Source organism: Clostridium sp. AF29-8BH (assembly GCF_003478145.1).
Classification (GTDB): domain Bacteria; phylum Bacillota; class Clostridia; order Lachnospirales; family Lachnospiraceae; genus Otoolea; species Otoolea fessa.
Genome location: NZ_QUEL01000002.1, coordinates 15,323 through 38,152, shown reverse-complemented (window position 1 = coordinate 38,152; position 22,830 = coordinate 15,323). Strand labels below are relative to the sequence as shown.

The following is a 22,830-nucleotide window of genomic DNA, read 5'->3' as shown; positions in this document are numbered from 1 at the left end:
ATTCAAAGCAGGAAGAGAAATAAGGGAGAAGTACAGATGCAGTTTAACAGGCATTTTATGAATCGAATAGAGAAAAAAGATGTGCTCCGGCTGCTTCTGGCGCTTGTGGCAGTCCTTGTGATGGGCGTTCTGGGCGAGTTTGTCTGCAATCTCCCGGCGCTTCGGGCAAGTGGATGGACGCGGCAGGCGACGCGGACGCTTGCTCTGGACGAGGTGCAGGCGAGTGGATTTGAGCGGTTAGAGACAGAAAAAACAGAGGTGCTGCAGCTTTCGGATGCAAGCGGTTATCTCCACATTCCGCTGGACGGCAGCTATGTCAGCCAGTTTCTCTACCACTATGATTACGATGGTCTGTTAAATGCCACCGTCCGCCTCGGTTACCGCAACATCTACGGCGAGCAGCGGGAGCACGACGCAAAGATGGTCATGGACCGCAACTGCCGGGTGCTGAAATTTTCTTCGATTCCGGTGAATGGAAAGCTGGACTACGTGGATCTTCTGATCACGCGGGAGGATCTAGACGAAGAAGGGCTTTCCTACATGAATTTTGGCGGGATGCCGCTTGCACTGACCGGATTTGCGACGGTGGCGCGGGCAGGTATCAACTGGTACCGGCTGGGACTGTTCTGGTGTGCGGCGGCGGTTTTGATCGCACTTCTCTGTTTCCGGGATTTCGTGGCAAAGCGCATCGAGGTTGGATTTCTGCTGATCTCCCTGACGTTTGGAACAATATTTTCACTGTCGCTCCCGGCAAATAAGGTGAGCTGGGATGAGGAAGTGCATTTCGCGCAGGCGTTCTGGATGGCAAATTACCGGACGCCGGTGCAGGCGGAACCGGCGCTTATACAGGAGTTTACGGCGGGCGCAGATACCTGGCCGTACAATCAGCCGGAGAGTCGGGACGAGCAGGCGGCGCTCACTTCGTATCTGAATCAGAATGCGGGTTACCGGCACGGTGAACATCTCTGGAGTACGGATCTCAACAAAACGACGATGACCGGATATGTGGGCTCGGCGCTGGTGCTGAAAGCGGGTGGGCTGCTTCATATCCCATTTGGAATCCTGTATAGCTGGGGCGGCTGGGAAATCTCTATGTCTATGCGGCAGTTTTGTATTTTGCCATCAAAAAAACACCGGTCGGCAAGGCAATCCTGGCATTTCTGGCGCTGATGCCTGAGCCGATGATGCTGGCGGGGGCATATTCCTATGACCCGACCGTCACAGCGTTTTTGTGGCTGTCTTTTGCGGGCATTCTGGAAGCGGCGCTTGGCGGGCGGAAAATGGACTGGAAAGCGTATGCGCTCATCGTGCTTACCTTTGTCTGGGGCTGCCGCGTCAAGGCGGTATATGCGCCGCTCATTCTGCTGGGACTGATGATTCCGGCAGAAAAGTTCCGTTCTAAACGGGAAATGTACCTGATGAAGGGCGGATTTATCGTGATCTGCGGTCTGATGATGCTATCCTTCATCCTGCCGGTTCTGATCGCGCCGCGCGATATCGGGGATACGAGAGGCGACAACACCAGCGAGAAAGGGCAGATGGCATACATTCTGGGACAGCCGCTTGCCTATGCATGGGTGCTGATGTGCAACCTGTTCCGGACGCTTCCGTCCTATGTGCTGGGCGAAAATTCCCTGGGGCTTCTGGGACACACGGGAACGATGTCATTTCCGTGGGCGCTGTATGCTGGTTCGGCGGCCGTTATCCTCACAGCCGGGCAGTCATCCTGTGGAAAACGTCTGTCAAAAAAACAGAAGCTGTGGATATTTATACTCTGCGTGGGAACGGCGGTGCTGGTCTGGACTTCGATGTACATCGCATTTACCAGACCGGGTAATACCTATATCGACGGCGTACAGGGGCGCTATTATCTGCCATTTCTGCCGCTTGTCTGGCTGGGATTAAACCCGGAGCGGGTGATGGTGCGGATGGAGAATAAAAACTATCATGCGCTGGTGTTAGGGGCGGCGGCGCTGATTCTGGCGGCAACGGTTTATCTGGATATCTGGATGAAGTTCTGCCGATAAGCATAAGCAAGCCAGAAGCAGGAAAAGATGTTTGAAACGTTAAAATCGATCATAAGTCTGGTAAAAATAAATTCAAGCAGGTACCGCTCTTGAAAAACGAGAAGGCAGAAGTGCGGCATGAAAGAGCGAGAGAGAAAGGGAAACGAGATGCAGCAGGAAATCATTCATACATTTGCGGTCTGTGCATACAAGGATTCGCCGTATCTGGAAGAATGTCTGCGTTCGGTGACGAGCCAGACGGTCAAATCGGAGGTGATCTGCTGTACCTCGACGCCGAGCAGCTATATCCGGGAGCTGACAGCGCGGTATCAGGTGCCGCTCTATGTGCGGGACGGGGCGAGCAATATCCGTGAGGACTGGATGTTTGCCTATGGAAAAGCGCAGGGGCGTTTCGTCACGATCGCGCATCAGGACGACCGATACCGCAGCGATTATGCCGAAAAGCTTTTAAAAGCATGGAAGAAATATCCGGATCTGCTGCTGTTTGCGAGCGATTATCTCACGATCCGCATGACGGAGAAAGAGGGGGAAATGAAAGCCATTCCGGAGTCATTTAACATGGTCTGGCTGGTAAAAAAGATACTGCGCCTGCCGCTGCGTTTCCATTTTCTGGCGGACCGCACCTGGATCAAGTGGAGCAGTGTCTGGTTTGGCAATTCGATCTGCTGTCCGTCCTGCACGTACAATAAAGAACAGATTGGGGACGATATGTTCCATTCGGAGTATGATTTTGCGCTGGACTGGGACAACCTTTACGAGCTGGCGGGCAAAAAAGGGCGTTTTATCTGTTCGGAAAAACCGCTGATTGCCTACCGCGTCCATGCGGCGGCGACGACGAAAGCCTGCATCGAGGACAACCGGCGCCCGGCGGATGAGATGGCGATGTTCCGGAAAATGTGGCCGGACTGGATGGTAAAGATTCTGATGCATTTTTACAGAAAAGCCTATAAGGAGTACGAAAAATGAGAAAAGCCGATGTGATTATACCTACGTTCAAACCGGGGGATAAGCTGGAAAAACTTCTGCGGCGGCTGTTGGAACAGAGTGTGCCGGTGGACCGTGTGATCATCATGAATACGGAAGAAAAGTACTGGGATGCTGAGCGGTTTGAGTCCTTATTTGAGGGGGAAGATACGAAGCTGACCGTGTGCCATATCCGCCAGTCGGAATTTGACCATGGAAGGACGCGCCATGAGGGAATTTTGAAATCAGATGCGGATGTCTGCATCTGCATGACGCACGACTGCGTGCCGTATGACCGGAATCTGGTGAAAGAGCTTCTGGAGGCGCTGGATGCTTCGGAACGTGTGGCGGCAGCATATGCGAGACAGCTTCCGGCGGCGGACTGCGGTGTGATTGAACGGTATACGAGGGACTTTAATTATCCGGCGGTGAGCGTCTGAAAGGGAAAGAGGACGAGGACGAGCTGGGAATCAAGACGTATTTTTGTTCCAATGTCTGCGCGGCATACCGGCGGGATATTTACCTGAAGCTTGGCGGATTTACGAAGAAAACCATTTTCAACGAGGATATGATTTTTGCCGGACACGCGGTGGAAGCCGGGTATCAGATTGCCTACGCGGCGGACGCGCAGGTCATCCATTCCCACAATTATACGGCGATGCAGCAGCTGCACCGGAATTTCGACCTCGGCGTATCGCAGGCGGATCACCCCGAGGTGTTTGGGCGACTTCATTCGGAGGGCGAGGGAATCCGTCTGGTAAAGAAAACAGCAAAATGGCTGGTGGAAAATGGTCATGTGCTTCTTCTGCCGCAGCTTGTGATGGCGAGCGGAAGTAAATATGCCGGGTACTGGCTGGGAAAGCATTATAAAAAGCTGCCGGAGGGGCTGATTCGAAGCCTGACGATGAATCCGGCATACTGGGAAGGAGAAGCGGGCGATGGAAGATAAGGCGTTATTGTCCACAGAAGAAGCTTCTGGGGCGGAAAAAGCCGAACTTTTAATAGTCATACCGGCGTACAACGAAGCGAAAATATAGAGCGGGTTGTGAACCATCTGACTGCTAATTTTCCGCAGTATGATTATGTGGTCGTCAATGACGGATCGCGCGATGAGACGGCGGCGATCTGCCAGAGAAATGGATATAATCTGTTGAACCTTCCGGTCAATCTGGGACTGGCGGGGGCATTTCAGGCGGGACTTAAATATGCCGACAAGTACGGATATCAATATGCGGTCCAGCTCGATGGAGACGGACAGCACCGTCCGGAGTATCTGGAATCCATGATCAAGAAAATGGAAGAAGGTTACGATATCGTCATCGGTTCCCGGTTTGTCGGGGAGAAAAAGCCATTTACGATGCGGATGCTTGGAAGTAATCTGATCGAGATGGCGATCCGCTTCACAACGGGTGTCAATATCAAGGATCCGACCTCGGGAATGCGGATGTTCAGCAAGCGCATGATCCGCGAATTTGCATCGGGGCTTAACTACGGTCCGGAGCCGGACACCGTTTCCTACCTGATCCGCCAGGGCGCGCGGGTGGCGGAGGTGCCGGTCATCATGGATGAACGGATTCTGGGAGTCAGTTACCTGACACCGGTCAATGCGATGCGGTATATGCTTAAAATGCTGATTTCGATTCTGTTAATCCAGAATTTCAGAAAGAGGAGGTAGCGCCATGACGCCAACACTCAGAGTTGTCCTGATCGTCGTGTCGATCCTGACAACCTTTATGATTATGCGGAAGATCCGGCAGTCAAAACTCCAGATCGAGGATTCGATTTTCTGGCTGGGATTCTCGTCCATTCTCATTGTGTTCAGTATCTTTCCGGGGCTGCCGGATCTTTTGGCGGAGCTGGCGGGAACGTACACGACTGCCAATTTTATCTATCTGGCGGTTATTTTCCTCCTGATTGTGAAAATGTTCCATATGTCGATCAAACAGTCGCAGCTGGAGACGAAGATCAAGGATCTGGCGCAGAAGATTGCGCTGGATGAAAATGAGCGGGGGAAAGAGGCACAAACATCTGTAAAAAAGGTTGTCAGCCAGAAAAACGAATGATATAGTTAAAGATGGCACAGCCGAAAAGGATGATGCCAGTTACGTATTGAAAAATGAATTGAAATACCTGCATAAGAAGGAGATAGAAAAATGGGAAAGATTAAAGTAACACCATGTGACATCAAGGGACTTTATGTAATTGAACCGACTGTTTTCAAGGACGAGCGCGGTTATTTTATGGAGACATACAATCAGAACGATTTCCATGAGGCGGGACTCGACATGGTATTTGTACAGGACAACCAGTCCATGTCTGTCAAGGGCGTTCTGCGCGGACTTCATTACCAGAAACAGTATCCGCAGGGCAAGCTGGTGCGTGCAGTGCGCGGTACCGTATTTGATGTGGCGGTAGACCTTCGTACCGGTTCTGAGACCTACGGAAAATGGTTTGGCGTGGTTCTTTCCGCGGAGAACAAGAAGCAGTTCTACATTCCGGAAGGATTTGCACACGGCTTCCTGGTACTGTCCGATGAGGCAGAATTTGCATACAAATGTACCGATTTTTATCATCCTGGCGATGAGGGCGGTATGGCATGGAACGATCCGGAGATTGGCGTTGAGTGGCCGATCGAGGAAGGCATGGAGTTGATTATTTCGGAGAAAGACCAGAAATGGGGCGGCTTCCGGGATGCATTCAAATTTTAAGAATGGAGTTAGGATAGAATGCGGGAACTGATTTCCCTGTTTCGGGAACTGATAGGAAAAAGAAAATTGGTCACCGAGCTTGCCAAGGCGGATTTCCGCAAGCGCTTTGTCGGCTCGTACTTTGGAATTGTCTGGATGTTTATCCAGCCGATGGTTACGATCGCGATCTATGCGTTCATCTTCGGTGAACATGGCATGAAAAATGCGCCGCCGGTTCCGGGGGCGACCTATGTCATCTGGCTGACGCCGGGTATCATCCCGTGGTTTTATTTCAGCGAGATTTTAAATACGGGCACAAACTGCCTGCAGGAGTACCATTATCTGGTTAAAAAGGTAGTATTCCAGGTGGAGATGCTTCCGGTTATCAAGCTTATCTCCTGTTTCCTGGTACATGCCTGCTTCCTGATCATTATGGCGGGGCTGTACCTGATTGACGGGCGTATGCCGTCTGCAACCTGGATTCAGGTGTTATACTATTCCTTTGCGGCGTCGATGCTTGGACTGGCGTTTACCTATTTTACCAGCGCCGTGCAGGTATTCTTTAAAGATATGGCGCAGATCGTCGGCATCTGCCTCCAGTTCGGCATGTGGCTGACCCCGATCATGTACGACGAGGCAATCTTTACCAGCCGCGCATCCTGGCTGGAGTGGGTATTCAAGCTTAACCCATTCTACTACATCGCCGCAGGCTACCGCGACAGCATGCTTACGGGAAGCTGGTTCTTCGAGCGGCCGACGATGACGATTTATTTCTGGGTGGTAACATTTATTTTGATGATAATAGGACTGAAGGTATTCAAAAAACTTCGTCCCCATTTCTCAGACGTACTGTAGAAGGGAAGGGAGCTGCTGTAGATGGTGTTGATGGCTATTAGATTATCGAGATGCGAACAACGATAATCTGAGAAGCTGCCAGTGCCGCCTCCGGCAGCTCCCTTCTGCGACAACTTATCAATAGGAGTTTACATAAAATGGTTTTCAGCTCAATCATCTTCCTATGGGTTCTTCTCCCCTGCATCCTGCTCCTCTACTACGTGAGCCCCAAACCGTTCAAAAACTGCATCCTGACCGTATTCAGCCTCTTTTTCTATGCCTGGGGCGAACCGCGGTATGTGGTGCTCATGATTTCTTCGGTTTTGCTCAACTACGGTTTCGGGCGTCTGGTGGAGAAATTCGGGAAAAAGAGATGGCTTTTGGCGCTCTGCGTGACGCTCAATCTTCTGATCCTCGGCTATTTTAAATATTACAATTTCCTCGCCGAGGTGCTGAATCCGCTGCTTCGCGGGTTTGATATAGCGCTTCCGGCGATTCAGGTGACGCTGCCGATCGGAATTTCCTTCTATACCTTCCAGGCGCTTTCCTACGTGGTGGATGTGTACCGGGGCGAAAATCAGGCACAGAAAAATCCGCTCAACATGATGCTTTATATTTCCTTCTTCCCGCAGCTCATAGCGGGACCCATCGTGAAATACCATGACATCGAGGAGCAGATCGAAAACCGGACCGTCACGCTGGAGGGCTTTTCTTACGGCGTGAAACGCTTTATTTTCGGTCTGGGAAAGAAGGTAATCCTGGCAAATACCTTTGCCGAGGTGGTGGACGCGGTCTACGCGTATCAGGCGGCGGATGTGAGCCAGGCGATGCTCTGGCTGACGGCGCTTCTCTATATGCTGCAGATTTATTTCGATTTTTCTGGCTATTCGGACATGGCGATTGGGCTTGGAAAAATGTTTGGCTTTACATTTATTGAAAACTTCCGGCTGCCGTACACAGCGACTTCGATCCAGGATTTCTGGCGGAAATGGCATATTTCCCTCTCCAGCTGGTTTAAAGAGTACGTGTACATTCCGCTCGGCGGAAACAGGAGGGGCACGGCGCGGACGTATGTCAACCTTTGGACGGTCTTTCTGCTGACCGGCATCTGGCACGGAGCGGGCTGGACGTTCATTTTCTGGGGCATTTACCATGGCTTTTTCAACGTGCTGGAGCGCTGTTTTCTGGGAAAATGGCTGAAGCAGGAGAAATTCCGGCCGTTGGCGCATATCTATGCGGTGTTTGTCGTGCTGATCGGCTGGATTTTCTTCCGCGCGGACACGATCGGGCAGGCATTTTCCTTTATCCGGTATATGTTTGTGCCGCACAGCGCAGTCGTTTTGATGGAACGCTACATGAACCGGAAACTCTGGATGTTTCTGGCGGCGGCGCTGCTGGCATGCGGTCCGGTACAGTGGTTCTGGATGAAATGGAAAGGGCGCGTGCTGGCGCAGGATGGCTCGGTGACGGTCACAAGCTGGATCGGCTACATGGCGATCCTGTGGTTTTCCATTTTGCTGCTTGTCAACAATACATATAATCCATTTATTTATTTCCGTTTTTAAAAGCGCTGTAGAAAGTATGTTTGTCTGTGCGATGAGAACATAAAAATGAAAGCATGGGCGGCAGGGCGTGAAAGTACAGAAAGATGGATTCATGCAGGGAGAAGAAAACGAGAGATATGAATCGAGAGACAGGGACAAAAATACTTCTGATTGGTTCCTTTGCGGCGAGCCTGGTGCTGCCGACGCTTGTCTATCCGGCGGTCAGGAGCCATCTGGACCAGCAGAATTATGAAAACAGGGAATTGGCATCCTTTCCGGAACTGTCGGCTGCCAATTTTGACAATATTCCGACGGAATTTGAAGCGTATTACAACGACCATGTTCCGTTTAAAAATCTGTTTGTCAAGGCGAAGACAAAGCTGGATCTGGAGCTTTTAAATGAAAGCTCGATTTCGGATGTGACGGTCGGAAAAGAAAACTGGCTGTTTTACACCGTTTCGGAGGACGGCGAGGATGCGCTGGCGGATTATCAGCGGACAAATCTCTATACGGCGGATGAGAAAACAGCGCTGGCGGACGCGATTACCTCGGTAAACGAGAAAATGAAAGAGCGCGGCATCCGGTTTGTGATGTTTGAGGCACCCAACAAGGAAAGTGTCTATGCGGAATATATGCCGGATTCGGTCCGGGTATACGGAAGTGAGTCGCGTCTGGATGCGGCGCTCCCGGAGCTTGCGGCGCAGGGACTTCCGGTGTATGACATGAAGCCGGAGCTTCTGAAAGAGGCGGACACGTATCAGCTTTATTACAAATATGATACGCACTGGAACCAGATCGGCTCTTTTATCGGAAGCCAGCAGATTGCACAGACTTTGCTTGGAACCTCTACACCGCTCAGTGCAGTCTCGATTGAGGCGGCAGGACCGGCGTCCGGAGACCTGGCGCGGATGCTTAACATGGCAGCAGAGTACAGCGACGATACCGAATATGTGATTCAGAATTATCTGCCGGAGGTGACGGCTACGACGGTGGATATGAACGAGGACAACAGCTTTGCAGTATTTGAGTCGGATTCGCCGAATGATAAAACACTTCTGGTGGTAGGCGATTCCTTTAGCCAGAACCTTAAATATTTTATGCCGAAGCTATACCGGAAAACGGTGTTTGCGACCTTTGACACATACACGGAGGCGCTTCTGGATGAATACCAGCCGGATGATTTTGTCTATCTGACGGTCGAGCGCAACCAGGAGCTGTTTGAGGATGTGGAGACGGTTGTCTGGCGGGATGAGGTGCCGGAGAAGGACGGGTAAGGTGCCGGATGTCCGGGCGGAAGGGGGATGCAAAGTTTTTTTAAAACTAAATAAAAAGAATCACTCGTAAAGTGCTAGTTCGGGTGATTCTTTTTTTATGCCTCTTGATTCCATATTTTGTTGCGCGAGGGTTATTATAAAAAAATGGAAGAGGATGTAAAGAGGGAAATTTTGAAAAGCGAGGTAGAAGGCTTGAAAATCAGGGTGGATAGATTAAAATAAATGGATAATATATTATACAAAACAAATAAAAAATAGCATTAATGGATAATATATTATCCATGATTTAAATGGAAAAAATTAAAATAGAATTTCCCTAAAGTTTGTGTTTATGGGATAATAAAGGAGAAAGGATAGGGCGGATGGAGACAGGAAAGAAACTTCAGGTTATGTATGAAGACAGACTGGTAGGAACTCTTGCATTAACAGTGAATCACAAGGTGGCATTTGAGTATGATGATGCATGGCTGGAAGAGGGATTTTCGATCAGTCCGTTTTCACTGCCTTTGAAAAAGCAGGTGTTTATTCCAAATAAGGATTATTTTGAAGGTTTGTTTGGGGTGTTTGCGGATAGCCTGCCAGATGCGTGGGGGCGCCTGCTTTTGCGGCGTCTTTTGCTGGCGCATAAGCAGCAGCCAGACGATTGGACAGTGTTAGACCGGCTGGCGGTTGTGGGAAGATCTGGGATGGGGGCGTTGACCTATCGTCCGCAGCGGGAACTTTCGGTTGAGGAGAAAAATGATAATCTGGACGAACTTGCGGAGGCCTGCCAGAAAATATTAAATACCGAATACTCGGACAAATTGGATGAACTGTACCGGCTGGGCGGTACAAGCGGAGGTGCGCGCCCGAAAATTATGACGCAGATTCAGGGAGAGGACTGGCTGATTAAATTTCCGGCACATATAGATGGAAAAGATGCAGGGAAGATGGAGTATGACTATGCGTGCTGTGCAAAACAGTGCGGAATTGTCATGAGTGAATCGAGATTGTTTCCCTCAAGGCGATGCAAAGGATATTTTGGAACCAGACGATTTGATCGGGAAATAGAAAATGGGATGGTAAAGCGGGTTCATATGCTGACGGCAGCGGCGTTATTAGAACTGGATTTTGAACAGCCAAGTCTGGATTACCATCAATTGATGAAATTAACGAAAATATTGACGAACGGGAAGGCAGAAGATATAGAAAACATGTTCCGCCGTATGTGTTTTAATGTGTTTGCCCACAACCGGGATGATCATTCAAAGAATTTTACTTATATATATCGGGAGGAGGAAGAGCAATGGCGCCTGGGACCAGCGTATGATCTGACGTACAGCAACACATATTATGGGGAACATACGACCAGCGTAGATGGAAATGGACGAAATCCGGGTGAGAAGGAGCTGCTTGCAGTTGGGCTTGCAGCCGGAATGAAAAAAACGAGATGCATGGAAATGATAAAACAGATTCGTACATGTGTGCAGGACATGTTAGGTCATTATCTTTAGAGAGGCAGGAGAGCAATATGGAAGCACTTATCTGGGAAACTGCAGATGAACTGGATCAGAAACTGGCATCACGGCTGCGTAACATCCGGAAACGCCGCGCTATTTCACAGCAGAGACTGGCGGACATGAGTGGGGTGAGTTATGGCTCAATTAAGCGATTTGAGGCGACGGGGCAGATTTCCCTTTTGTCACTCACAAAAATCGCGATGGCACTGGATTTGGCGGAAGAGCTGCGGGGGCTTTTTACGCGGGTTCCGTACAAAAATATTGAGGAGGTAATCCGCGAATCCCGTTAAGCCACCGTTCACGCATTGTGTAGGCAGCACCCATCCGCGTAGCCCTGCCAGAACCGTTCGCAGGCGACCGCGCGAGACGCCCGAATAAGCCAAGGTACATTCTTTTTTAGGCGGGGTGCACAAATCCGCAAATCGCCGCCGGACGTTTTTGTTTATATTTCAAGTATGGCTGTTTTTGTAACTTTTGTACATAGTCAGGGTGTCAAAATTGGTACTTATTACATATATTAACTTATGTTTATATAATTGCAAATGACTTATAAGTTTATACACTTCCGGGGATGGTACTTTTTGTTTGACAGTGTTATATTATTGCCATCGAAAGAAACAAGAGATTTTCACAGACGGATATCGTAATAGTATCATAAGAATATTGCAATGGATTTCCGCCTATCATATGAAAAAATATAATTTTATTTGATGGAGGTAATTATCATGATGAAAGCAACAAGAACATTCAATAACGGTTTATATCAGGAGAATTTATATCAGGCATATTACAACACACCAGCAGAAAAGCATGTAGTTTCCGAGTCCTTAGAGCAGGAAGCAATGCCGGTACTGGTACATCGTTTAGCTGCACAGTTAGGTTATACCGAGTCTGAGGCAGAAGTAGAAAAAGAGTTTCTGTGCGAAATGTAATGGATAATCTGCTCGCAAGCTTATAACCATCCGGCAGAATTGGATGAGTTACCACCAACCTAAAGCATTTACGACAGAACAAGGCTTCTGAAGCCAGAAAAAGAAAACCGTCTGAGAAAGAATGAAAGATTCTTTTACAGACGGTTTTCTTTTTTTACCGAATCGCATTTTTCATGGATTTCACGTATTCTGCCACATACGGCACACGGGATATCGCTTTCTTCTTTTATCAGATTTACCATCGCGCGATATCGGTCGGGATCTCACTCCGGACGCCGGTGACACCTTGATTCATGGAGTGATTCCATGCGCTTTGCGAGATACCTGCATATCTCCGGCAACTAACGTATGCCCTACGTCGCAGAGTACTAGGCTGAAAATATATCCAGCTTTTGGCTGCGCCCTCAGCGGTCCATTTGGCAGCCTGCATCTCGACCCGGTTCTCAGCCTCCCGGACTCTCTGTGCGCGCATATGCTGCTTTGATCTCCGCTTCAACGGTTTTGGTGTGTTCGATTTTTCGTCAATATACTACGCATGGTATAAAATATCAAATATTTTTTGAAAAAAATTAATTTTTTTTAAAATTATGTGATTCTTTGGAAGTATGTTCCAACCTTGCCAGCAGCAAAATAGCGAAGAAAGTGATCATTCCGACGCCAGGAAAGACAGCCAGACACCGTTCAGCCCAAACAGGCGCGCCAGTGTGACAGCGCAGGGGATGATAGCGACGGCCCCGCGCAGCAGAGAACCGGCGATGGCTGGTTTTGGCTGCGCGACGGCGGAAAAATAGGCAACCAGCAGGATGTTGATGCCAGCAAAGAGAAAGCCCAGGAAATACAGCCGGAGTCCGCTGTAGGCGTAATGCAGAAGTTCGGCGTTCTGCTCTTGATTGAAGATCTGGATCAGTGGATCGGTCATGCTCCAGGTCAGCACCAGAATGAGCGCTTCCACGATCAGGCAGGCGATGACGCCCCAGGTCAGGAACTGGCGGCTCTGCGTGTGATCGCCTTTTCCGTAGCTTTCGCTGATGAGCGGCTGCGTGCCCTGCGCGAGTCCGTTGAACAGGCACATGGCAACGACGGAGAGATTGGCAGTGACGCCGTAAGCGGCGACACCGACATTTCCGGCGAGCCCCAGAAGCAGGAAATTAAAGACGATCGCGATCACGGCGGAGGATATTTCGCCGACAAAGGCGGATACGCCGAGCTGGCAGCAGGCGATCAGGTGGCGCAGGGATGGAGCGCGAAAACGGAATCCGACCTGATTGTGTTTTCCCAGGTAGTGCGTGCTGCAGATGCTCATCGTCACAAGCGGGCAGAATGCAGTCGCTAACGCCGCGCCGGTCAGTCCCAGACCTGCCGGAAACATGAAGATGTAGTCAAACACGATGTTGAACATACTTCCGGCGATGGAGCCGAGCATCGCGATCGCCGGAGCGCTGTCATTGCGTGCAAACGCCGTGAATGCGTAGTTGGACATAAAAAACGGCGAGGCAGCCAGAATAATGCGGAGATACTGCTTTCCGAGCGCGGTCAGCCCTGCGTCTGCGCCGAGAAGCTGCAAGATTTTATCCGGGATGAAGATGCCTGCCAGCACCAGCGGAATGCTGATGAGAATATCCCAGGTTACGGCGGAGAGAAAATAGAAGCTGGCGTTTTTGCCCTGCGCACGGTCGATGGCATAACGGGTCGCCGATCCGATCCCGATCATTGCTCCAATCGCATAGATCAGCCCGTAAACTGGTAAAATCAGGTTTAAAACCGCCAGACCATCTGCACCGGAGTAGACCGAGATAAAATAGGTGTCTGCGAGGATGTAGACGGAAATTCCCAGCATGCCCGCCATGCTTTGGAAAATGTATTTAAAAAATTTCTGTAACATAAAAAATCTCCCTTGTATGTATTCTCATAAACGGTAACGACCATTGTACCGAAGAATGAGAATAAATACAAGGGAGAATATGTTTTTTACAGCTTCTTGGCCCGCTCTTTAATATTCTGATGGAAGTTGATGATGTCATGCTCATACTCTTCATCCATCAGCGGCGAGGTAATCATAAAATCGGCAGTCGCTTTATTGTTGGCGATCGGGATATCGTAAACCTGGGCGATTCGAAGAAGCGCCTTGACATCCGGATCGTGCGGCTGGGCGGTCAGGGGATCAGAGAAGAAGATGATAAAATCAACCTGTCCCTCGACGACTTTTGCACCGATCTGCTGGTCGCCGCCCAGAGGACCGCTGTTATAGCCCTTGACCGGAAGCCCGGTATATTCTGTAATCATGCGGGCGGTTGTGCCGGTTCCGCATAAGAAATGTTTTTTGAGGATCTCTTTGTTCGCCTCACACCAGTCGATGAGTTCACGTTTTTTATTGTCGTGTGCGATGAGTGCAATATTTTTTTGTTTTCGAATTGTCATTGTTAAAAAATCCATAGAATCATCCTCCTTTGCCATGATTTTTGCATAGCATCTGGATATTGTCAAGAAAATACAAAACATTTCACAAAAAAATACGAATGTTTTTCGTGAGTACATAGAAAGAGGTGTGTTTTTCTGCGTACAGGAATTGCAAGAAACATAGAAAACATGCTATACTACGAGAATAGTGGAACAGGAGGAACGAAAAAGATATATGTCTGCTGAAAATACAACAAACACAGGGGCACAAGAGGCGGAGAACGCAGAGAAGTACGCGGTCGAAGTGAAAAATGTGACCAAGATATACAGGCTGTATGATAAACCGATCGACCGGCTGAAAGAATCGCTGAGCGTCAGCCATAAAGAATACCACAAGGATTTCTACGCGTTGAGCGATCTTTCCTTTACGGTTGAAAAAGGTCAGACGGTCGGAATCATCGGTACGAATGGTTCGGGTAAATCGACGATCCTTAAGATCATTACCGGCGTTCTCACTCCGACGACCGGCGAGGTGACGGTGCGCGGCAAAATTTCGGCGCTGCTGGAGCTGGGAGCCGGATTTAACCAGGACTACACCGGTATCGAAAATATCTATATGAACGGTACGATGATGGGATATACCAAAAAAGAGATGGATGCAAAGCTACCGGAGATTCTCGATTTTGCCGAGATTGGCGATTTCGTCTATCAGCCGGTCAAGACGTACTCGAGCGGTATGTTCGTGCGTCTGGCATTTGCGCTTGCGATCAACGTCGAGCCGGAGATCCTGATCGTTGATGAGGCGCTCTCGGTCGGGGACGTCTTTTTCCAGTCCAAGTGCTACCGCCGCATGGAGGAGATCCGCAAAAACGGCACGACTATCATCATGGTAACCCACGATATGGGAAGTATCATCAAATACTGCGATAAGGTAGTGCTGCTCAATAAGGGCGAATTTATCGCACAGGGTTCGGCGGGCAAGATGGTCGATCTCTACAAAAAGATTCTGGCAGGACAGATGGACGCGCTGCGCGCCGAGCTGGAAGTGATGAACGATTTTTCCGGGGACAAGGTAGTAAAAGCGGAGAAATCAGGAGCCGCAAGTGCGGAGAAGGGTGCATCTGGAAATGAGGATGGAAATAACGATGCCGGAAATGTAAACGGCTCCGAGGCAGTGGATGGCACCGCAGAAAATGGAGTCGCTTCAGCATCGGACGGCACCGGAAATCCGGCTGCTTTGAACGGAGAAACGGCGAAAAAGCCGGGCTTAATGCGCGACAAGCTGACGATCAACGCAAACCGCGAGGAGTACGGCGACGGCAGGGCGCAGATCTTCGATCTGGGACTGGTGGACGCGCGCGGCAATATCACTAACCTGCTCTTAAAAGGCGAAGAGTTTACCATCCGCGAGCGCATCCGTTTCAATGCACCGATTCAGGCACCGATCTTTACTTATACGATCAAGGATAAGAAAGGAACCGACCTGACCGGCACGAACACCCTGTTTGAGGGAACGGATGTCCATCCGGTCAAGGAGGGCGATATTTACGATGTCGCGTTTACGCAGAAGATGACCCTGCAGGGCGGCGAATACCTGCTGTCCATGAGCTGTACCGGATTTGAAGGCGGCGAGCACGTGGTTTACCACCGTCTCTACGATGTGGCAAATATTACCGTTATTTCCAATAAGAACACGGTCGGTGTCTACGACATGGAGCCGGATGTAGCGGTCAGGTTATCGCCGGCCGGAGAGGCAGCGAAGCAGGCGGAGTCGCTTAGTGCGGATGAGGCGGCACAGGAAGATCTGCAGGCATGATAAAAGGAGAAATAAGATGAAAAAAATCAATCAGGAGCTGATTGCTCTGTTTGATAAATACGGCAGTGACCGGCGCCAGGCGCTGCGGGAAAATAAGAAGCTTTCCTATCTGTACGCACTGGCAGATTTGCGGGAAAACCTGTTGGACTGGTGCCAATTTGACCCGGAACAGCAGGCACTGCAGATCGGGGCGGACGCGGGCGCGCTGACAGGGCTGCTTGCCAGACGTTTATCGTCGGTAACGGTGCTGGATGCTTCCGAAGAAAATCTGGAGGTAGTACGCCGCCGCTTCCAGACAGAGCCCGAGCTGGCGGCGAAGATCCGCTATGTCTGTGCGGATGTGGAGACGTATGCGAGGGAAGCGGAAAAGCGTGGCGGGACATATGGATATGTAGTGCTGATCGGGGATTTGACGGCGGCAGATAGGGCTGGACGCGCGGCGCAGATGACAGCCGCAAAACAGCTTCTTTCTGCTCATGGAACCTTGATTGCGGCGGCGTCCAACTGGTTTGGCGTGAAATACATGGCAGGCGCAGAGCGGGAGAAAGGTGCACTTTCCTGGAACGAAATGAAGCAGCTGCTTCCGGGCGGGGAATTTTACTATCCGATGCCGGATTACCGGACGGCGGGAGAGATTTTTTCAGATGCCTATCTGCCGAAAAAAGGCGATCTGACCGGTGTGTTACCGGTCTATGACTGTCCGCAGTATATGCTGATGGATATGGGGGCGGCGCTCGATGCAGCCTGCGAGGACGGACGGTTCCCGGAATTTGCGAATGCATTTCTGGTGTTTTGGCAGAGACAGGCTGCGCCGGAAGCTGAGAATGCTTCACAGGACGTTATCTATGTGAAATACAACCGCACCCGCGAAGACCGCTTCCAGATCCGGACAGAGATCCGTGAAAAGAATGGAACCCGCGAGGTCTGGAAGACGGCGCTCTATCCGGAGGGAAAGGCGCACATTCAGTCCTTCGAAGAAAAATATCAGGTGCTTGACCGTCAGAATCCGTCCCTGAAACTGGCAAAACCGGAGCTTCAGGACGAGGGGATGACAGCGGTCTTTCCGTATTTAGAGGGAAAAACGCGGGCGGAACTTCTGGGAGAAATTCTGACTGCCCAGGGCGCGGATGCGGAGGTTTCCGCGATCCGGGCTGCGATGGATGAGATCTACAACATCCGCCCGGAGGAACGCAAACCATTTGCGGTGACACCGGAATTTATCAAGGTATTTAATGCGCTGGGCGAGCTGGATTCCTATCGGGATAAAGAGACAGAAAATGGCGGCGGATGGGCTTCTTTAGGGGCAGTTCTTGCGGACGAGAGCTACAGCGCCTCCAACATTGACGCCCTTTTTGAAAATATGCTGGTGACGGCGGACGGAACCTATGCGATCGACTATGAGTGGGTCTTCTTATTCCCGGTTCCGGCTGGCTTTGTGAAATACAGGACACTGGTTTATTTCTACCGCCGTTATAAGAGTCTGTTGGGCGGTCAGGCCGAGCGGGAATTTATCGGACAGTTCCCGGAGTATGTGAAGGCGGATGAGAAGCTGCTTTCGCTTTACGAGGCGATGGAACGCGGCTTCCAGGAGTACGTGCACGGGGAAAACCAGCGCACCTACCAGGAAGATTACATGGTAAAGACGAAGACATTAGCCGATCTTTCCCATGTGGACGGAGAACTTGCAAGGGCAAACGAACGTCTGGATGCGCTCCGGGCAGAAAATTCGGAAAAAGATACGGCACTCCGCAAAGTGCAGGAGGTACAGCGCCTGACGAATAACCACGTGGCGAATCTGGACGTTATCATTTCTGATCTGCGCCATGAAAATGCAGAGCTTGGCAAGACGCTGACCTACTTAAATGGTCATGAGGCGGTCATTTTCAAGGTGCGCCGCAAGCTCGGACAGGCATTTAACCGGTGCTATCCAAAGGGCACGGTACGCCGCAAGAAGCTCGGCTACTGGAAACGCACAATTCTTCATCCGGGCAAAATGATGAAGATGTACACCACCGAGGAAGGAAAGAACCTTATCAAAGGTGATTTTGAGATAGGTGAGGAGTATCTGACTTACGGAAAAATCCACCTTCCGAAGGAAGAAAATCCGACGGTTTCCATCGTAATTCCGGTATACAACCAGATTCACTATACTTATCTATGCCTGCAGTCGATTCTGGAGCATACGAAGTATGTGAGCTATGAGGTTATCATCGCAGATGACGTTTCAACCGATGCCACCGAGCATCTGGCAGAGTTTGCCGATAACCTGGTGATCTGCCGTAACCAGACGAACCAGGGCTTCTTGCGCAACTGCAACCAGGCGGCGAAGGCGGCGCGCGGCAAATACGTGATGTTTTTAAACAACGATACCCAGGTAACAGAAGGCTGGCTAAGCTCCCTGGTAAATCTCATTGAATCTGACTCCACCATCGGTATGGTAGGGTCTAAGCTGGTATATCCGGATGGACGTTTACAGGAGGCAGGCGGCATCATCTGGAGCGATGGTTCCGGCTGGAATTACGGCCGCCTCGACGATCCGGACAAGGCAGAATATAACTACGTCAAGGATGTAGACTATATTTCCGGCGCAGCGATCCTTTTATCCACCGCACTCTGGAAGCAGATCGGCGGTTTCGACGAGCGGTTTGCCCCGGCGTACTGCGAAGATTCGGATCTGGCATTTGAGGTACGGAAAGCGGGCTACCGCGTCGTTTACCAGCCAAAATCCAAGGTCATCCATTTCGAAGGCATTTCCAACGGAACGGATGTCAACGGAACCGGTCTGAAACGGTATCAGGTGGAAAACAGCGAGAAGCTCAAAGAAAAATGGAAAGAAGAGTTTAAGAACCAGTGCGTCAACAACGGCAATCCGAATCCATTCCGCGCACGCGAGCGCAGCATGGGCAAAAAGATCATTGTCGTGATCGATCACTATGTGCCGACCTTTGACAAAGACGCTGGTTCCAAGACAACGTTCCAGTACCTGAAAATGTTCCTGAAAAAGGGGTATGTTGTTAAATTTATCGGAGATAATTACCTCCATGAGGAACCGTATACGTCTACGCTGCAGCAGATGGGAATCGAGGTCCTCTACGGACAGGAATACCTGACCGGTATCTGGGACTGGCTGGTGAAAAATGGAAAAGATATCCACGTGGCATATCTGAACCGTCCGCATATCGCGACAAAATATGTGGATTTTATCAAAGAACACACGGATATCAAGATGATTTATTACGGTCACGACCTTCATTTTATGCGTGAGTTCCGCGAGTATGAGCTGACCGGCGATGTGAAGAAGCGTCAGGAATCCGAATATTGGAAATCGATCGAGTTTTCACTCTTCCACAAAGTGGCGGTGTCTTATTATCCGTCCTACGTCGAAGAAGAGGCGATCCACGCCGTTGATGAGACGATTCCGGTCAAGGCGATCACGGCATATGTCTATGAGGAGTTTTTACAGAATCTGAACAAAGACTTCGCCAAACGGGAAGGACTCCTGTTTGTCGGCGGCTTTGCGCATCCGCCGAACGCAGACGCGGTGCTCTGGTTCGCGAAAGAAGTATTCCCGAAGATCCGGGAACAGATCAAGGTCAACTTCTACATCGTAGGTTCCAAAGTAACCGACGAGATCAAAGCATTGGAACAGCCTGGAAACGGCATCATCGTCAAAGGCTTTGTAAGTGAAGAAGAACTGGCAGACCTGTACCGGAACTGCCGGATTGTAGTGGTACCGCTCCGCTACGGCGCAGGTGTTAAGGGCAAGGTGGTAGAAGCCATCTATAACGGTGCCCCCATCGTCACTACCTCCGTCGGCAGCGAGGGAATCCCGGATGTAGAAAAAGTTCTCCTCGTCAAGGATCAGCCGGACGAATTTGCCGAGACAGTCGTAGAGCTCTACAAAGACGAAAAACGTCTGGAAGACCTGGCCGAAAAAACACAGGTATATATCCGCGAGCATTTCAGTATCGATGCGGCGTGGGATGTGATTAAGGAAGATTTTGAATAAAAAATAGTAAAAGATAGAAAATTATATATAATAAAGAAAACGATCAGGGGAATGTGCTTCTGATCGTTTTCTTGCGTAAGGGTAATTTAAAGTTATCCAAGGAAGGAAAGAGCCAGCTACGCCGGTATGCTGCAGGCTCTTTCCTGTACTACCGGGTAGAGCACTCTATATTACCGATCGTTCTTCCGCAGCGCTTCCACCCGTCCATACCTCCGATACATCAAAAGCTCAAATACCACCATACAAGCCCATCCAATCGTCGTACCAATCGCTACAGCCTGAATTCCCAGCCGTCCAAACAGCGCATAACTGATCACAACGCGGATCGGAATCTGCACCAGAGTCGCGAACAGGGTGATCAGCAGGTGCCCGATTCCCCGGTAATATCCCTGAAAGGTATTGGTGATACCACTGATGAAGTAAAAGCTAGCCATCGGCACCAGATAGGACATGCCCTGACGCAGCGCCTCCGTTTCATTCGGCTTCAAGAAAATGCCGAGCAGCGGGTGACGGCAGAACAGCACGACCACCGCTGTCAAAATAATATAAATTTCTGCAATCACCAGCATTTTCCGAAGCCCTTTCGGAATCCGGTCATACTCTTTCGCGCCGAGGTTCTGTGCGGAGAACGTCGTGATAGATGCCGCGAGGCTGTCGCCCGGGGCGAGCACGTAGCTGTCGATGATGGAGACGGCATTAAAAGCGGCAACTGCATCGACACCGAGCGCATTGACGCCGGACTGGACGAGCAGGCGGCCGACGTAGAGAATCGTCTGCTGGACGGCGGAAATGGAGCTGAAATCGATCGTTTTTTTGAGCATCGAGGTTTTCGGTTTCAGATCCCGGATGCCGAGCCGTAAGAGCGGCACCTTCGACCAGATATAGACAAAGAGGGCGAGCGCAGAGACTGCCTGCGAGATGATTGTAGCGATTGCCGCACCGGGAACACCGAGGCGGCAGATGCCAACCAGGAATACATCCAGAAATACATTGACAATGGTCGTCAGGATCAGGACATAGAGCGGCGCTCTGGAATCTCCGATCGCGCGCAGGGCGGCGGAGAAAATATTGTAAAAAAAGGTAAAAATAAGACCCAGCGAGATAATCTGCAAATACAAGGATGCCTGCGCCGATATCTCTTCCGGCGTCTGCGTCAGGCGGATAAACAGGCGGCTTCCGGCCAGTGAGATTCCGGAGAGCACGATGGTCAAAAGCAGTCCGGAGAGTACAGAGGTCGCAAATTCATCCTTCAAATCCTGGTAATCTTTTGCACCAAAGTAGCTTGCCATTAAAATCGATGCGCCGAGTGACAGTCCCACAATCAGAAAAGTCAGGATATTCATGATCGGACCTGCCGCACCGACTGCCGCCAATGCTTCTTTTCCGTAAAATTGTCCGACAACCACCGAATCGACCGTGTGGTAGAGCTGTTGAAATAAATTTCCAAAAACAAGCGGAACCGCGTAGGCAATCAGGTGTCCGGTTATATTTCCTTTTGTCATATCACGTGCCATAAGCATTCCTCCAAATCCCAATTTATAACTAAGATTGTAGCACGGAACAGAGTGTCTGCCAAATAAAAAAATTCGTCGAATCATGCCAAAAAATCAACAAATCGTTGCAAGTTCCGCAAATATCTGCGATGAAAGGGAAAAGCTTCATGCGTTCAATGAGGTTGAGACGGCATTTTTCTTCTTCTGACGATATTCAGAGGGAGATAAGCCGTACATTTTACGGAATGCTTTGCCAAAATAGCTGATACTGCTAAATCCACATTGAAAAGAAATGTCGGAGATACTGGCAGTACTGCCAGAGAGTTTCTGGGCTGCATTCTGAAGGCGGTAGCGGTTCAGGTACTCAATGGGCGAAACCTGACAGAAACCGGAAAAGCATCGGAAACATTCGCTGCGGCTGATACTGGCGGCACCGGCGATATCGTCAATGGTAAGGGGCTGTTCAAAGTGCGATTGGATATAGCTCACCATTTTTCTCATGCGGTGTTCGCGTATGAATTCATCATTGTCAGTAGGAACCGGGAAGGACCGATGCAATAGAACCAGAAGATTACGCCATATGTGTAAAATGTCTTCCATGCACAGAAGCTCATAGGCGTATTTATCTGGATCGGAGCGGTGGATGTGCATAAGGCGTTCAAGAATTTCACTTCCTTCTTCATTTTCAGGGAGGATTTTCCAGCTGCCCATTTTTTTCAGGGAAGATGGGTTGAAATAGTTCTGGTACAGAAATGAGGTACCAATCGTATGAAAGAGCGAAGCAGGAAATTCGATATTGAAAATGATGGATCCTGGAATTAATTGTCGGGCAGAATGAAGGGCCCGTGAAGTAATAAAGATTCCCTCTCCCTGATGCAGGCGGAAAACCTGCTGATCTACCTGATATTCAATCCCGCCTTTTAAAATAATTGCTAATTCAAATTCTGGGTGCCAGTGACAGAGAAATTCCCCATCTACAAAATAATCCATTTCGTCGATAAAACGGGCAAGCGGAAAGTCCGGATTATCATAGTGAATACGTTCCTGAAGCTGCTGATTTACAATTACTTCCTGATTGATCATAATTCAAAATCTCCTTTCATCAGGTGTTGAATGGGATAATTCTTGCTTTCTCATGGAAGATGAAATTATATTACCAAAACATGAGAGAATTGAGATTGCAGCATGCAACCTGCTTAGGGTAAAATAATGCCAGAAATAAAAAATGGTTTGTGAATCAGTATAAGCTGAATATAGACAAAATGTCAATATGGTCCTTGAAAATACAATATAAATTGGTTGTTTTTGTGTAGAATGACAATGGAATTGCTTGTGACTGGAAAAAATGAAGGACG

17 protein-coding genes and 2 pseudogenes are annotated in these 22,830 nt (G+C 49.8%); 15 read left to right on the top strand and 4 right to left on the bottom strand.

Annotation, left to right across the window (positions count from 1 at the left end; genetic code table 11):
• Positions 1-57 precede the first annotated feature (57 nt).
• From DWZ16_RS15755 to DWZ16_RS01625, 13 genes and pseudogenes are all read left to right on the top strand, one after another.
• Entirely contained in the window at positions 58-1,170 is a 1,113-nt protein-coding gene (locus tag DWZ16_RS15755; RefSeq protein ID WP_243021883.1) for a hypothetical protein, read from the top strand.
• On the top strand, positions 1,110-2,027 hold the full coding sequence (locus DWZ16_RS15750; protein WP_243021882.1) for a DUF2142 domain-containing protein: 918 nt from the start codon (positions 1,110-1,112) through the stop codon (positions 2,025-2,027). Before DWZ16_RS15755 ends, DWZ16_RS15750 begins: the two co-directional genes overlap by 61 nt.
• Positions 2,028-2,144: 117 nt before the next feature.
• A complete protein-coding gene (locus DWZ16_RS01675) occupies positions 2,145-2,993 on the top strand; it encodes a glycosyltransferase family A protein (RefSeq protein ID WP_118522182.1) in 849 nt (282 codons plus the stop codon).
• A pseudogene (locus tag DWZ16_RS01670) lies at positions 2,990-3,939 on the top strand (glycosyltransferase). Before DWZ16_RS01675 ends, DWZ16_RS01670 begins: the two are co-directional and overlap by 4 nt.
• Positions 3,929-4,665, top strand: a pseudogene (locus DWZ16_RS01665) (glycosyltransferase family 2 protein). The pseudogenes DWZ16_RS01670 and DWZ16_RS01665 overlap by 11 nt, the downstream one beginning before the upstream one ends.
• A 4-nt stretch (positions 4,666-4,669) precedes the next feature.
• On the top strand, positions 4,670-5,053 hold the full coding sequence (locus DWZ16_RS01660; protein WP_022360047.1) for a DUF2304 domain-containing protein: 384 nt from the start codon (positions 4,670-4,672) through the stop codon (positions 5,051-5,053).
• Between the two features lie 90 nt (positions 5,054-5,143).
• The gene (gene rfbC, locus DWZ16_RS01655) at positions 5,144-5,698 is read left to right on the top strand and encodes a dTDP-4-dehydrorhamnose 3,5-epimerase (RefSeq protein ID WP_022360048.1); all 555 of its coding nucleotides are present in this window, start codon (positions 5,144-5,146) and stop codon (positions 5,696-5,698) included.
• Positions 5,699-5,716: 18 nt separating this feature from the next.
• Positions 5,717-6,532, top strand: a complete 816-nt coding sequence (locus tag DWZ16_RS01650) for an ABC transporter permease (protein WP_117796856.1) — start codon at positions 5,717-5,719, stop codon at positions 6,530-6,532.
• A 137-nt stretch (positions 6,533-6,669) separates the two neighbouring features.
• A complete protein-coding gene (locus tag DWZ16_RS01645; RefSeq protein ID WP_118522181.1) occupies positions 6,670-8,076 on the top strand; it encodes an MBOAT family O-acyltransferase in 1,407 nt (468 codons plus the stop codon).
• A gap of 116 nt (positions 8,077-8,192) precedes the next feature.
• Positions 8,193-9,329 (top strand): alginate O-acetyltransferase AlgX-related protein, encoded by a 1,137-nt coding sequence (locus tag DWZ16_RS01640; protein ID WP_181357195.1) that lies wholly within the window; start codon positions 8,193-8,195, stop codon positions 9,327-9,329.
• A 362-nt stretch (positions 9,330-9,691) separates the two neighbouring features.
• Positions 9,692-10,822: a type II toxin-antitoxin system HipA family toxin gene (locus tag DWZ16_RS01635; RefSeq protein WP_118522180.1), complete on the top strand. Its 1,131-nt coding sequence runs from the start codon at positions 9,692-9,694 to the stop codon at positions 10,820-10,822.
• A 17-nt stretch (positions 10,823-10,839) separates the two neighbouring features.
• The gene (locus DWZ16_RS01630; protein WP_107000705.1) at positions 10,840-11,118 is read left to right on the top strand and encodes a helix-turn-helix domain-containing protein; all 279 of its coding nucleotides are present in this window, start codon (positions 10,840-10,842) and stop codon (positions 11,116-11,118) included.
• Positions 11,119-11,553: 435 nt separating this feature from the next.
• Positions 11,554-11,760: a hypothetical protein gene (locus DWZ16_RS01625; protein WP_107000704.1), complete on the top strand. Its 207-nt coding sequence runs from the start codon at positions 11,554-11,556 to the stop codon at positions 11,758-11,760.
• 646 nt (positions 11,761-12,406) lie between these two features.
• Here the strand turns inward: DWZ16_RS01625 and DWZ16_RS01615 are convergent.
• Positions 12,407-13,642, bottom strand: a complete 1,236-nt coding sequence (locus DWZ16_RS01615; RefSeq protein ID WP_243021881.1) for an MATE family efflux transporter — start codon at positions 13,640-13,642, stop codon at positions 12,407-12,409.
• 86 nt (positions 13,643-13,728) lie between these two features.
• Positions 13,729-14,193 (bottom strand): methylglyoxal synthase, encoded by a 465-nt coding sequence (locus tag DWZ16_RS01610; RefSeq protein ID WP_117796860.1) that lies wholly within the window; start codon positions 14,191-14,193, stop codon positions 13,729-13,731.
• A 199-nt stretch (positions 14,194-14,392) separates the two neighbouring features.
• Here DWZ16_RS01610 and DWZ16_RS01605 point away from each other — a divergent pair, with 199 nt between their 5' ends.
• Together DWZ16_RS01605 and DWZ16_RS01600 are read left to right on the top strand one after the other, a co-directional pair.
• Complete coding sequence (locus DWZ16_RS01605) at positions 14,393-15,973, top strand: ABC transporter ATP-binding protein (protein WP_118522179.1); 1,581 nt, start codon at positions 14,393-14,395, stop codon at positions 15,971-15,973.
• 16 nt (positions 15,974-15,989) lie between these two features.
• The gene (locus tag DWZ16_RS01600; protein ID WP_118522178.1) at positions 15,990-19,982 is read left to right on the top strand and encodes a glycosyltransferase; all 3,993 of its coding nucleotides are present in this window, start codon (positions 15,990-15,992) and stop codon (positions 19,980-19,982) included.
• A 170-nt stretch (positions 19,983-20,152) separates the two neighbouring features.
• On the opposite strand, the gene DWZ16_RS01595 is transcribed toward DWZ16_RS01600, so the two are convergent.
• Both DWZ16_RS01595 and DWZ16_RS01590 read right to left on the bottom strand, forming a co-directional pair.
• Positions 20,153-21,496 (bottom strand): MATE family efflux transporter, encoded by a 1,344-nt coding sequence (locus DWZ16_RS01595; protein ID WP_118522177.1) that lies wholly within the window; start codon positions 21,494-21,496, stop codon positions 20,153-20,155.
• 144 nt (positions 21,497-21,640) lie between these two features.
• Positions 21,641-22,558, bottom strand: coding sequence for a helix-turn-helix transcriptional regulator (locus tag DWZ16_RS01590; RefSeq protein WP_118522176.1), 918 nt, complete (start codon positions 22,556-22,558; stop codon positions 21,641-21,643).
• Positions 22,559-22,830 lie beyond the last annotated feature (272 nt).